Annotated in this window: 11 protein-coding genes; 10 read left to right on the top strand and 1 reads right to left on the bottom strand. The window is 40.9% G+C overall.

Annotation, left to right across the window (positions count from 1 at the left end; translation table 11 throughout):
* Positions 1–331: 331 nt before the first annotated feature.
* From JCM10596_RS30135 to JCM10596_RS08210, 8 genes are all read left to right on the top strand, one after another.
* Complete coding sequence (locus JCM10596_RS30135) at positions 332–3,106, top strand: alpha-amylase family glycosyl hydrolase (RefSeq protein WP_234410449.1); 2,775 nt, start codon at positions 332–334, stop codon at positions 3,104–3,106.
* 77 nt (positions 3,107–3,183) lie between these two features.
* Entirely contained in the window at positions 3,184–3,588 is a 405-nt protein-coding gene (locus tag JCM10596_RS30130) for a pullulanase-associated domain-containing protein (protein ID WP_234410448.1), read from the top strand.
* A 5-nt stretch (positions 3,589–3,593) separates the two neighbouring features.
* Positions 3,594–5,069: an alpha-amylase family glycosyl hydrolase gene (locus tag JCM10596_RS30125; protein WP_234410447.1), complete on the top strand. Its 1,476-nt coding sequence runs from the start codon at positions 3,594–3,596 to the stop codon at positions 5,067–5,069.
* A complete protein-coding gene (locus tag JCM10596_RS30120; protein ID WP_234410446.1) occupies positions 5,033–6,994 on the top strand; it encodes an S-layer homology domain-containing protein in 1,962 nt (653 codons plus the stop codon). Before JCM10596_RS30125 ends, JCM10596_RS30120 begins: the two co-directional genes overlap by 37 nt.
* A 214-nt stretch (positions 6,995–7,208) precedes the next feature.
* Positions 7,209–8,138 (top strand): ABC transporter ATP-binding protein, encoded by a 930-nt coding sequence (locus JCM10596_RS08220; RefSeq protein WP_025026707.1) that lies wholly within the window; start codon positions 7,209–7,211, stop codon positions 8,136–8,138.
* Positions 8,131–8,700, top strand: coding sequence for an ABC transporter permease family protein (locus tag JCM10596_RS30115; protein WP_234410445.1), 570 nt, complete (start codon positions 8,131–8,133; stop codon positions 8,698–8,700). Before JCM10596_RS08220 ends, JCM10596_RS30115 begins: the two co-directional genes overlap by 8 nt.
* A 50-nt stretch (positions 8,701–8,750) precedes the next feature.
* Positions 8,751–9,371 (top strand): ABC transporter permease, encoded by a 621-nt coding sequence (locus tag JCM10596_RS30110; RefSeq protein WP_234410444.1) that lies wholly within the window; start codon positions 8,751–8,753, stop codon positions 9,369–9,371.
* A 19-nt stretch (positions 9,372–9,390) separates the two neighbouring features.
* The gene (locus JCM10596_RS08210; RefSeq protein WP_025026706.1) at positions 9,391–9,867 is read left to right on the top strand and encodes a glutathione peroxidase; all 477 of its coding nucleotides are present in this window, start codon (positions 9,391–9,393) and stop codon (positions 9,865–9,867) included.
* On the opposite strand, the gene JCM10596_RS08205 is transcribed toward JCM10596_RS08210, so the two are convergent.
* Positions 9,859–10,752, bottom strand: coding sequence for a LysR substrate-binding domain-containing protein (locus JCM10596_RS08205; protein WP_025026705.1), 894 nt, complete (start codon positions 10,750–10,752; stop codon positions 9,859–9,861). The genes JCM10596_RS08210 and JCM10596_RS08205 overlap by 9 nt on opposite strands.
* 172 nt (positions 10,753–10,924) lie before the next feature.
* Between JCM10596_RS08205 and JCM10596_RS08200 the strand changes: the two genes are divergently transcribed.
* Both JCM10596_RS08200 and JCM10596_RS08195 read left to right on the top strand, forming a co-directional pair.
* Complete coding sequence (locus JCM10596_RS08200) at positions 10,925–11,932, top strand: ABC transporter ATP-binding protein (protein WP_025026704.1); 1,008 nt, start codon at positions 10,925–10,927, stop codon at positions 11,930–11,932.
* The gene (locus JCM10596_RS08195) at positions 11,907–12,980 is read left to right on the top strand and encodes an ABC transporter substrate-binding protein (RefSeq protein WP_025026703.1); all 1,074 of its coding nucleotides are present in this window, start codon (positions 11,907–11,909) and stop codon (positions 12,978–12,980) included. The genes JCM10596_RS08200 and JCM10596_RS08195 overlap by 26 nt, the downstream gene beginning before the upstream one ends.
* Positions 12,981–13,064: the final 84 nt, after the last annotated feature.

Here is a 13,064-nt window from a genome sequence, read left to right as displayed (position 1 = left end):
TTTATCCCGTCCTAACCATCAGGTGGAGTAAAAGCTCCATCTGATGAAGATCTACTTTATTGGTGGCTTTTACGAGAAGCACGCTAGAGGTTTGTTTCCATAAAGAATTCATAAATTTTCTAAAAATTTTATTGCAAAGAAGACACGGGTCATAGTATTGTAGAATCATAGCTTGTGATGAAAGCGGTTGCGCTCGAAAAAGAGTGTACGTCTTACTATAAAGGTTCCCTTCCTAGTCATTTTTTAAGATAAAATGCAACCGTTTGCACTTTGTAGGAAGGGGAGATAGCTATATTGTTTGATTCTATCAAAATTGAAAGGGGAAAAGTGTATGCTGAGTAAGAGAAAAAGAAAGGCTGTTTCGTTATGGCTGGTATTCGCCATGTTTTTTTCCATCCTTACTGGATATATACCTGTCATCAATGCGGAAGAAATTGTAAGCGTTAACAATGTCGGTGATGGAAGTGATGAGGGAGAATCGCGTGAACGTTATATTCACTTTGTCTACGATAGACCTGATCAAGCATATGATGGCTGGAACCTATGGGTATGGGGGACAGGTGTACAAGATGATCAAATCGATTTTTTAACGATTGAAGAAGGGCAAGCCATTGCCAAGATTAAAGTAAGTTCACAGGCAGATCGAGTGGGCTTTATTATTCGTCGAGGAAATTGGGAAGAGAAGGATACCGATGCGGATCGCTACATTACCTTGAGTCAATCGGACCTTGTGACGAAGGTAGTTGTAAGAAGTGGTGTTACAGACCTATACACTGTGCCTGATGTGAAAGGTCCAGTTATAGAGGGTGGGAATGCTCATGTTTATTTTCGGGATAAAGATTTATTTTATAGCAATGAAATGGAACGTTTGGAAAAAGTAGAGCTTGGTATCTTGAACGAACGTTTTGAGATGGTTTATGACGAAACAACTGAGCGCTTTGTGTATACGCTTGAAAGCATTCCTCAAGGAAAGCATCCGTATACGTTTTTTGTTACCGTGGACGGGACAGAACAAGAAGTTACTGATCCGTACAATACAGTCAATGGAGAATCGGTTCTTTCGTATATTGTAACCGATATCGAAGTGCGAGGAAGTGTCTATCCAGAAGCAGTAGATTACAACGAAAACGCTGTAGTAAGAATAGAGCTTGAAGCTGCGGAGGATGTAGGGGTTCGTGAACTATTTATTGACTTAACAGCGGTTGGAGGGAAAGATAGAGTTCGAATTGACCCAGAACTGAATGAATTGACGATTGCTATCGATTCTAAAACAACGGCAGGAGAGAAAGTGTTGCCGATTGTTGCCATTGATGAATATGGCATTCACCATGAAGGTGAGGTAACGCTCACGGTCAAAGCAAGAACGTTTACAGGTGAGCCGGCTGATTTTGATTGGAATGAAGCTCTTATTTATTTCTTATTAACAGATCGTTTCTTTGACGGTGATGATTCTAATAATGACCCTTATGAAATTAACTATGATACAACAAAGCCGAATACATATCAGGGTGGGGACTTTAAAGGGATCACGGAAAAACTAGATTATCTAGCTGATCTAGGGATTAATACGATTTGGATAAATCCAATTGTTGAAAATATTAAGTATGATGTGAGATACCAGCATCCAGGAACCCCTTATTATGGCTACCATGGCTACTGGGCTAGTAATTTTGGTGAGCTGAATCCACATTTTGGCACGATGGAGGATTTCCATGAACTGATTGATGAAGCCCATGCACGTGGGATCAAAATCATGGTTGATGTTGTGTTAAACCACACAGGATATGGCTTAAAGGAAGCAGATGCTCCCCTTTACGGACAAATTCCTCATTACCCATCTGACGATGATCGAGCTCGCTTTGCTGGGATGCTTCGCAGTGGTGGGACTGATACGGTTCGTGGTGAATTAGCAGGTTTGCCTGATTTAATTACAGAAGACCCAGCAGTACGGGCACAAATTATCCAATGGCAGGTAGACTGGATTGAGAAATCTCGTACTCAAAATGGAAATACCATTGATTATTTCCGTGTGGATACAGTAAAGCATGTCGAAGATACGACATGGATGGCATTTAAGAATGAACTGACGAAAGTGATGCCTCAATTCAAGATGATTGGTGAATCATGGGGAGCAGGTCCTAATGATGATCATGGATATTTAAATACGGGTATGATGGATTCATTATTAGATTTCGATTTTAAAAACCTGGCTCGAGATTTTGTCAATGGTCAGGTATCACGCGTCCAAAACCAATTAGAAAATCGAAACAAGAAGCTTTCAAATGGCGCTACTTTAGGACAATTTTTAGGAAGTCATGACGAAGATCGCTTCTATCATTTAGTAGATGGTGATCTCGGCAAGCTAAAAGTGGCAGCCGCTCTACAGATCACGGCAAAAGGGCAGCCTGTGATTTACTATGGAGAAGAACTAGGGATACCAGGAAGAGCAGATTACCCTTACTATACGAATCGTCCCAATATGCCGTGGAATCTGCTTGAAGGCAATGAGATGCTCGCTCATTATCAGAAGCTGTTAGCCTTTAGAGCGGAAAACTCTCATATTTTTGCAAGTGGAGAGCGCAAAAAAGTGGCTGGATCAGATCAAGATCAATATCTCGTCTTTTCTAGAAGCGTTGAACATGAATCTGTTTTAGTAGGTTTAAATGTTTCGAGCATGGAAAAAGAAGTGACTCTAGTCTTTACTTCTGCCGATACCGTTGTCACAGATCATTACAGCAATAAAACGTACACCGCGTCAAGTGATGGAAAGGTAACCTTTAAGATACCAGCGATGGAAGATGGAGGAACGGTGTTACTTACAGTAGTAGGTGGAACGTTGCCTGATGTAGGGGAGATTAGGGAAAATACCTTGAGAATTCATTACCAGAGAACAGACCACAGCTATGAACATTTAGGACTATGGCTGTGGGGGGATATCGCTACCCCATCAGAGAATTGGCCATCTGGGGGTACAGCTTTTCAAGCGAGTCAAGTGACAAGCTATGGTGCCTATCTTGATATTGAGTTAAAGCCCAATGCCAAAAACATCGGTTTTCTTGTGTTGAATACAACAACTGGAGATAAGGATGGAGGCGATAAAGCCTAGAGCTTTTTGCTCCAGATATGAAAGAGATTTGGCTAAAACAAGGCTCTGACCACATATTTTTGTATGAGCCTATCGACTTGCCAGAACGAACTGTTCGTATTCATTATGAACGCGCAGATCAACAGTATGAAGGCTGGTCGGCATGGGTCTGGGGAGATGTAGCCAAAGAATCTCAGGAGGTTGGAAGTTGGCCTGATGGAGCTACAGATGCAACAGATATAGGTCGCTATGGTGCCTATTATGATATTGAATTGAAAGAAGGCGCTGAAAGTTTTGGTTTCTTGTTCGTCAACAAGCAAGGGGAGGGGCAAACATCCGATTATACCTTTGATAAAATAAATCAGTTTAATCATCTATTTATTAAGCATGGAGATCCTACGATCTACCCCCATCCTTTTGGCTCAATGCCGCTTTCTTTACATTCAGGGGAATTGCTTTCGGATAAGAAGCTGAGGCTGGTTTTTCAAAAACGGAGGGACTAGACCCTATGGAATTGTTAAATGAACTCACGATTAAAGATAAAGAAGGTAGGGAAATCACTTTAACGAAGAGTACGATTGTGAATGCACAACGAGTCGAGGTTGAGGGTGAATTTAATTTAGAGCACGCTCCGTTTGTGGTAACCTATCAGGATCAGACCATAACGGTAAAAGAAGGCTGGAGATTAATCGATGAAATGTTTGGTTATGATGGGCAGCTTGGAGCAACGTTACACCCTAATGGATCGGCAACCCTAAAAGTATGGTCACCAAAAGCGGATCAAGTTTCGGTCGTCCTCTATGACAAAGCAGATCAGAATGAAAAGGTAGTAGAAATCCCTATGACTCTAGGAGAACGAGGTGTATGGTCCATCACGCTAACAGAGCAAAATACTGGGCTAGAGAATGTCAGAGGGTATTACTATCACTATCGCATTACTCATGGGGATGAATCCAAGCTTGCTTTAGATCCCTATGCCAAATCAATGGCGGCATGGAGCCACACTGCGAATGATCCAGTAGGAAAAGCAGCCTTGGTCGATCCTTCACTGATTGGACCGGAATTAGATTACGCCAAGATCCCAGGATTTAAAAAACGGGAGGATGCCATTATTTACGAGGTTCATGTACGAGATTTCACTTCAGATCCTACTATTGCAAATGAACTGAAGGCACAATTTGGTACGTTCGCCGCCTTTGTCGAGAAGCTTGATTATATTGAAGCGTTAGGTGTAACCCATATTCAGCTCCTACCTGTTATGAGCTATTTCTTCGGAGATGAGCTGAAAAATGATGAAAGAATGCTTGAATACGCGTCAACGCAAACAAACTATAACTGGGGCTATGACCCACAAAGCTACTTCTCTCTATCTGGAATGTATTCAGAAAATCCAAATGATCCTGAACTACGAATCAAGGAATTTAAAAACCTAATCGCTGAGATTCATCGTCGAGATATGGGAGTAATTCTTGATGTGGTTTACAATCACACAGCTAGAGTTCATATCTTCGAAGATTTAGTACCGAACTACTATCATTTTATGAATGCGGATGGAACACCAAGAACGAGCTTTGGTGGTGGACGATTAGGTACGACTCATAAGATGGCAAGAAGGATATTAGTTGACTCCATTCTCTACTGGGTGGATGAATTTAAAGTGGATGGCTTCCGTTTTGATATGATGGGGGATCATGATGCCGAAAGTATTCAAGAAGCCTTCGATAAAGCAAAACAATTGAATCCGAACCTTGTTATGATCGGGGAGGGCTGGAGAACCTTTGTTGGAGATGAGGGAGATCCTATCCAAGCAGCTGATCAGGACTGGATGCAATACACAGAAGCAGTAGGAAGCTTTTCCGATGAATTTAGGAATGAATTGAAATCAGGCTTCGGCAGTGAGGGACAGCTAGATTTATCACAGGTGGAGCTCGAAATATCCAGCAAATTTTGGCAAATATCAAGGCTCAACCGTATAACTTTGTAGCCGATCAACCTGGGGATGTTGTTCCATATATTGAAGCCCATGATAACTTAACCCTATACGATGTTATCGCTCAATCGATCAAGAAGGACCCTGAGTATCCAGAAAACGATTTGGAGATTCACAAGCGAATTCGTCTGGGAAATGCCATGGTGTTAACCGCTCAAGGTACAGCATTTATTCATGCGGGTCAAGAGTTTGGGCGGACGAAGCAATGGAGAGCGGAAGCGACAACGCCTCCCTATAAATCAACGTATATGGTGGATCAGAGTGGAAATCCGTTTGTCTATCCATATTTTATCCATGATTCCTATGACTCCTCGGATATCATTAACCGATTCGACTGGAATAAAGCGACGAATGCGAAATTATATCCTGTGAACAATGTAACAAGAACCTATACACAAGGGCTGATTGCTCTTCGCAAATCTACCGATGCTTTTCGATTAGGTTCAAAGGAATTAGTTGACAAGAATGTGACATTAGTTAACGCACCAGAAGTGAAAGAAAATGATCTGGTGATCGCTTATCGCAATCAAGCTACAAATGGTGATGCTTACTATGTATTTGTCAACGCTGATACCAAGGAACGAACGTTTACTTTAGAAATGGATCTAAGAAAAGGGATCGTTGTCGTTGATCAGGACGAGGCAGGAACGAAAGAGGTATCGAAGCGCTCAGGTTTTACTCTAACAAAAGATAAAATAAGTCTTGATGCGTTAACAACGGTCGTCATTAAAGTGGAGAAGGAAGGACCAAAAGGACCAACAAATCCATCGAATCCACCGTCGCCATCAAGACCAGCTACACCGAGTCCAACTTCACCTGAAGAAAAAATCATAGTGAATCAGCCACAAATCGATAATGGTAAAATAGTCGTGCCTATTGCTCAAGGAACAAAACAAGTCTTATTACCTGCTCAAGCCGCAGCAATCGATGGAAAGAATTCTTTGGAAGTGACAGGGGAAACATTCTCAGCGGAGATTCCTGCAAAACTTCTTAAGGAGCTACAAGATTTAGCTCAAGGAATGACAAATGCCAATATCTCGTTCTCCTTTGAAAGAGTAGAGGAGGAAAGGGTGACCACTATAACGAACCTTGCTTCCCAAAAGGCAAAGGCGAAGATAAAAGCTGTAGGGGATGTGTATGACTTTACTCTTGCCATTGTCGATAACGAAGGAAAAGAAACGAAGTTATCTACATTTACAAGCCCTATTACCATTACATTAGCTGTTGCTGACACAGCTAATAAGAAGTTGATTGGTTTCTATTACATGAAAGAAGATGGAACAATAGAATATGTCGGTGGGAAATATAAAGAAGGGAAGCTGACAGCCCAACTGTCCCATTTTAGCAAATATGCTGTATTAGAATATGATAAAGATTTTCTAGATGTAAAAGAAACGTATTGGGCTCATGATATGATTAAGGAAATGGCGGCAAAGCATATCGTTCAAGGAGTTGATGAGCAACATTTCGCACCGACTCGCTCTGTTACTAGAGCAGAATTTGCTACTTTACTTGTCAGAGCTCTTGGTTTAAAGTCATCACTTGCTGATCTAACATTTACCGATGTGGCTCCAAATACATGGTATGCTGCATCCATCAGGGCGGCATCTGAGGCAGGAATCATCAATGGAAAAAGTGCGACTCGCTTTGCTCCAGATGAAACCATCACACGTGAAGAGATGGTGACAATGATTGTGCGTGCCTATGAATATGTGCAACAGCCAGTGGATGTGGCTGATCAGAAAGCGCCATTTGCTGATTTAGAAAAGGCTAACAAATGGTCTAGGGAACACATTCAAAAAGCACAGCAAATAGGCTTAGTCAATGGTCGTGAAAATCATCTCTTTGTGCCTCAAGGGGTCACCACCAGAGCAGAAAGCGTTCAAGTGCTTGCGAATTTATTGCAGAAGCTAGAGTAGAGGTAATTAAATAGCGATGAAAAAGGAGCCGTAGCATGTAAAGTGCTATAGGCTCCTTTATAAAAAGATCATTAGAAGTCATATCATTTGATATGGCTTATTTCTATGCATTTTAAATTTTTCTGAAACTATAACTAAAAACCTACGTAATAATAGTATGTTGATCCAGTTGTTGGATTATGACTGATCGTAAATCTGCACAAAGGAGAAGGATATGGAACCAATATTAACAATTGATCGTTTAGGGAAGTCCTTTAAAGAGAAGAAGATTATTGAAGACATTAGCTTTAAAGTACATAAGGGTGAAATCATGGCGATTCTTGGACCAAATGGTGCGGGGAAATCGACAACGATTCGGAATATTATGGGGATCATGTATCCAGATGAGGGGATGGTGCAATTCCATAACCATTCGTCAGGAGAAATTCCTCGGCATAAAATTGGTTATCTACCAGAAGAACGTGGACTGTACAAAAATGTAAAGGTGCTTGATCTATTACTCTATTTCGCTGAATTAAAAGACTACCCTTTGAAGAAAGCGAAAGAAAGAGCATTAGCTTATTTAGAGAAATTCGATTTAAAAGGAAAAGAAAAAAGCTCCATTGAAGAACTCTCAAAAGGAATGGGGCAAAAAGTTCAATTTATCGCTTCCGTCATTCATGAGCCGGAGCTGTTGGTCTTAGATGAACCTTTTTCTGGTCTAGACCCCGTTAGTCAGGAGGTTTTCAAAAAAGAGATTATATCTCTGGCAGATAACGGCACAGCCATTCTGCTTTCCTCTCATCAAATGAACATGGTCGAAGAACTGTGTGATCGGTTGTTTATGATCCATCGAGGCAGGAAAGTCATCTATGGGACGATTGATGAAGTGAAGTCACAATATGCTAATTTCAAATGTACTGTGAAAGGAGAAAATAATCCATCCTTGTTACGAACATTACCAGAGGTTCAGCATGTAGAGCAAAACGGAGATGTAACCGTTATTCACTTAACAAAAGACGTCAACATCTCTGCTTGGTTAAAACAATTGCCAGACGAATTAAATATACAAGAGTTATCTATTGACCGAATTTCTCTCCATGAAATTTTTATTGGTATTGCTACAGATACATTTAGAGAGAAGGGAGTGAATCTACATGCGTAATAGTTGGAAGGTTGCCAAGTGGGAAATAAAAAAGAACATGACAAATAAGTCCTTTCTTATATCACTACTCCTAACACCTGCGATTTTTTTGCTCTTTTTCACGATTCCTATGTTTTTTTCCTCGGATGACGAGCTAGAGATCTTAACCGTTATTGTGAATGATGAGCTAGGAATTTGGGAGCACGATGCTCCGATTTCTAATTCACCCGATATGGATGTGGTTATTGACCCTGTCTTTGAAAATAAAGAGAGAATGATTGAGGGGCTCAGTAATGCGGAGAATACTGTATACATATCGTTAACTTCTGACCTGTTCCTTACTGGAGAAATCCCAATCTACCTATCTAATGATTTGGACGAAAGGACTTTATTCCGATTTAGTGGCTTGGAAGCTCCTTTACGGCAGGTTCAGCTTGAAAGCTTCGGATTATCTGGCGAAGAAGCAAGGCTAGCAGCAAGAGGGGTATCTCTTCAGCCAGTACCTGTTGGTGAGCTCGCTTCACCTACCGATGAAGCTTCACAGAGGCTGAAAAAGGGGTATCAGATCCTTTTGAAAGGCTAGTACCTGGAGGATTTGCTGGGCTGATCCTTTTTTCAATTGTCATTACAGGAATGATGATTTTCCAAAGTGCTTCTCAAGAAAAAAAGGAAAAGGTAGCAGAAATGGTACTGTCTTCGATCACGGCAAATGACCTTATGCAAGGGAAAATTATTGGTTATTTTGTACTTGGTATTTTTCAAGTAACCATCTGGCTGGTGATTGCTTTACCAATTATTGAATGGCGAACGGATATTCCTGTTTTCTCTTATTTATTTGTACCAGAATTGTTGCTACTGCTGTTGATAGCCATAGCTGGTTATCTTTTATTTGCTTCCATCTTTGTCAGTATTGGTGCTACAGTGGAAGAGATCAACACCTCAAGTAATTTTCAAGGAATTATTATGATGCTTCCCTTTATCCCTTTTATCCTTTTTGGGCCGATTTTTGCTGATCCAAACGGTTTGATAGCGAAGGTAGGAACCTTTTTCCCGATTACGGCTCCAGGGGTCTTGCTTATTCGTCTATCCATTTTGGAGGAATGGCCTTGGATTGAAATTCTGCTTGCCATTGTGGTACTATTCGTTAGTATTTGGTTATTCATGAAGCTAGCAGGAAAAATATTTAAAACGGGAATATTGCTTTACGGAAAGAATGCGACACCTCAAGAAATTTGGAAGTGGATTAGATATTGATAGAGAGAGGATGATATGAATGTCAATGTATGAATTTGAGGTCATGACCATTGATGGTGAAATAAAAACGTTAGAGGCATATAAAGGGAGTGTACTGCTAATCGTCAATACAGCGACGAAATGTGGCTTTACACCTCAATTGACAGGTCTTCAAAAACTGCATGAAAGCTATCATGACCAAGGCTTTGCTGTATTAGGCTTTCCTTGTGGTCAATTTATGAACCAAGAGCTTGATCATAATGAAGAGATTAAGCAGGTATGCCAACTTAATCATGGGGTTACTTTTCCTCTTTTCTCTAAAATAGAGGTGATTGGTGATCAGGCACATCCTCTATTTGCTTACCTCACCAATGAAGCACGAGGAGTTCTAGGCTCTAAGGCAATTAAATGGAATTTCACTAAATTTCTAGTGAATCGTCAAGGAGAAGTCGTCCAGCGCTTTGCCCCGACTGATAAGCCAGAGGATATTGAAAAAGAAATTAAGAAATTACTTTGAACGAAAATAGTCCTGAACAAAAGCTAAAAAGGTTTGAAATACTGGAGTATCTAATCGATCAGGATGATAGACCAAATAGAAAAAGTAAGGTTCAATGATTCCCGGTAACTCACGACTGAATAAGCGTCCTGTCTGTACTTCACGGTGAACAGCCGTCTTAGCCAGAATGGAGTAGCCTATCGTGCAATCAATGGCTTCCTTGATCGCTTCTGCTGAGCCTAGCTCCATTTTTGACTGCAATGTAATTCCATTATTTATAGCCCAGCGATGGCACATTTTTCTTGTAGTAGAGCTCTCTTGATGTAGAATCAGGGGCTCTTTTTCTATTTCCTCTAACGTGATGTTAGGAAGAGAAGCAAAGCGGTGCTGCGGATGGAAAACAAGAACCAACTCCTCTTGATATAAAGGAATCGAGGTAAAGGTTCTACTATCAATTTCTCTTTCCAAGACCATCCCGATATCGAGGGTATGTTCCTCAATTAATTGTAGAACAACAGGCGCAGTAAGGACTTTAAGGGAGAGCTGAATCGGTGGATAGAGCTCCAGAAATTCTCCAAAAATCCTAGGGAGGAGGTAAGCAGCAGGAACATGGCTGGCTCCGACGGCGAGAGAGCCTCGCTGATTTTCTTTATATTCATTCATGACCCGCAGAGCTTCCTCTCTTATATTTAATAGGTTCTCAGCATAGTGGACCAGTGCTTTTCCCGCTTCTGTTAAGATAAAGTTCTTATGGTAACGCCGAAAAAGAACAACTCCTGTTTCTTCCTCCAGCTTCTTTAGGTGAAACGAAATAGTGGGCTGCTTCATTTTCAAGATCTCCGCTACATCGGTCATTTTTTTGTGCTTCGCTAAGTGGACCAGAATCTCTAATCGGTGGAAGTCCATGTTCATTCGCCTCTTTTCCCTGTTCTTTCTTTCATGTTCTCCATTATAGATAATTTCTATGAAACTATAAATATCTTTCGATTTCTTTTAAAAAAATCTTTACGATTCCTCCATATGTTCTTAATCTTCTTTCACTACTATTAAGGTAACCAAAGAATAAAGGAGGGGGAACGTGGAGCTTATTGTTCAAGAGGTTTCAAAATCCTATCATTCAATGATCGCCTTACACCCAACCAGCTTTCGTGTTGCCAAAGGGGAATTTATTTCTTTGCTTGGTCCATCAGGCTGTGGCAAAACCACTCTTCTCAGAATATTGTCTGGCTTAGAAGAGGCAGAAAGCGGAGAGATACGTCTTGATGAACAGATGATCTTTTCGAAAAGGGCAAACAAGAATGTACCGACAACGGAGAGAGGAATGGGGATGGTGTTTCAAGACTTTGCTCTATGGCCACATATGACTGTTTTTGAGAATGTAGCATTTGGCTTAAGAGCCACTCGAAAAACACAGCATTTGAAGGAAAAGGTAGAGTGGGCATTGCAAAAAGTTCGACTTCAGGGATTGAAAGACAGGTTTCCACACCAGCTTTCAGGCGGTCAGCAGCAACGAGTTTCATTTGCTAGAGCGATTGTCACCGAACCGCGATTGATTCTCTTGGATGAGCCCTTAAGCGCTCTTGATGCCATGCTCAGAGAGGAATTACGCTCAGAGTTAGTCACTCTGGTGAAGGAATTACAGTTCACTGCCTTGTATGTTACTCATGACCAAGGTGAGGCGATGAGCATGTCGGATCGAATTTTTCTAATGAACGAAGGACGGATTCTGCAAGAGGGAAGTCCAGAAGAATTATATAACCAGCCAAATCATCCCTTTGTGGCTCAATTTATTGGCAAAAGCAATTTTATCACACAGACTTCCTTTTTCCGTCCCGAAAAGATATCTTTCCATCAAAAAAGCATAGACGATTATGTTTATCAGGGTGTGATTGAACAAATTCTTTATCAAGGGGATCGTTACGAAGTGTATGTAAGGGTTCAAAACTATCAGTGGACGATGTATTTTGCGGAACGCCCTCAAGTAGGAGAAACCATTTCTTTCTATCTACACCCCCAAGATATCATAGAACTTACCCATCTAAATCGAGAGGATGAAACAAATGAAAAGATTCGTATTGCTTTATAGTATCTTACTACTTCTTATATTTACTTTAGTTGCTTGTAGTGCTGCATCAAATTCGTCAGAAGCTCCAGAACAGCCTGATTCCAAAACAGAGCAAGAAGAAGCTATCGATCAGAAAGAGGAGAAGAAGGAAACAAAAGACCCAGGCAAGCTTCTTGTCTATACTGCTGGACCAAAAGGTATGGCAGAGGAATTACTGCAAGGCTTTATGGATCAAACAGGTATAGAAGCAGAAATGTTTCAGGGAACAACAGGGGCTATCTTAGGAAGGATCGAGGCAGAATCTAGCAATCCTTTAGCCGATGTGGTGATTCTAGCATCTTGGCCAGCAGCCAAAGATTTGAAGAACAAGGACTTATTATTCGCTTATCCAGAAGCAAAGGATGCTGATAAATTACATAAGGGCTGGAATGAAGAAGATTATTTCTTTGGATATAGTGCATCTGCTTTGGGAATTACCTACAATACTCAGCTCGTTCAGAATCCAGGAAAGGACTGGAGTGATTATACACTAGCTGAATGGAAGGATGAAGTGAACATTCCTGATCCTAGTCTTTCTGGTTCTTCTCTTGATTTTGTAGCAGGCTATCTTAGTAACCATCCTGATCAAGGCTGGGAGTTATTTGAGAAGCTAAGAGCCAACAAGGTTCAAGTTGCAGGAGCAAATAAAGAGGCGTTGGACCCTGTCATAATTGGTGCTAAGCGTGCTGTATTGGCAGGAGTTGATTATATGGCGTATAGTGCCAAAGCCAAAGGTGAGCCAATTGATATTCTTTATCCAACAAGTGGTACAGTCGTTAATCCAAGACCAGCCATGATCTTGAAATCAGCTAAGAATCTAGAGAATGCGAAGCTCTTTATTGATTATCTTCTTTCAGATGAAGCGCAAAAAATCATTGCCAATGCTTACTTACTTCCGGGACGTTCCGATATTCCAGCTCACCCAGATCGTGTGGATTATCAAGAGATTCCTCAATTACCAATTGATTGGGATTGGATGAGTCAGCATCAAGAAAAAATAAATGAAAAGTTCCAAGAGCTGATGAGATAACAGAAAATAATTCGGACTATTAGTTAGACAGAATCGCCTAGAGTAGAAAGGAATTTATACTGTGCCAAAACCATCATTTTTTCA

This window comes from Caldalkalibacillus mannanilyticus JCM 10596 (genome assembly GCF_000615945.1).
Classification (GTDB): Bacteria; Bacillota; Bacilli; order Caldalkalibacillales; family JCM-10596; genus Bacillus_AT; species Bacillus_AT mannanilyticus.
The sequence above is the reverse complement of the archived record's forward strand: the minus strand, read 5'-3'. Positions and strand labels throughout refer to the sequence as shown.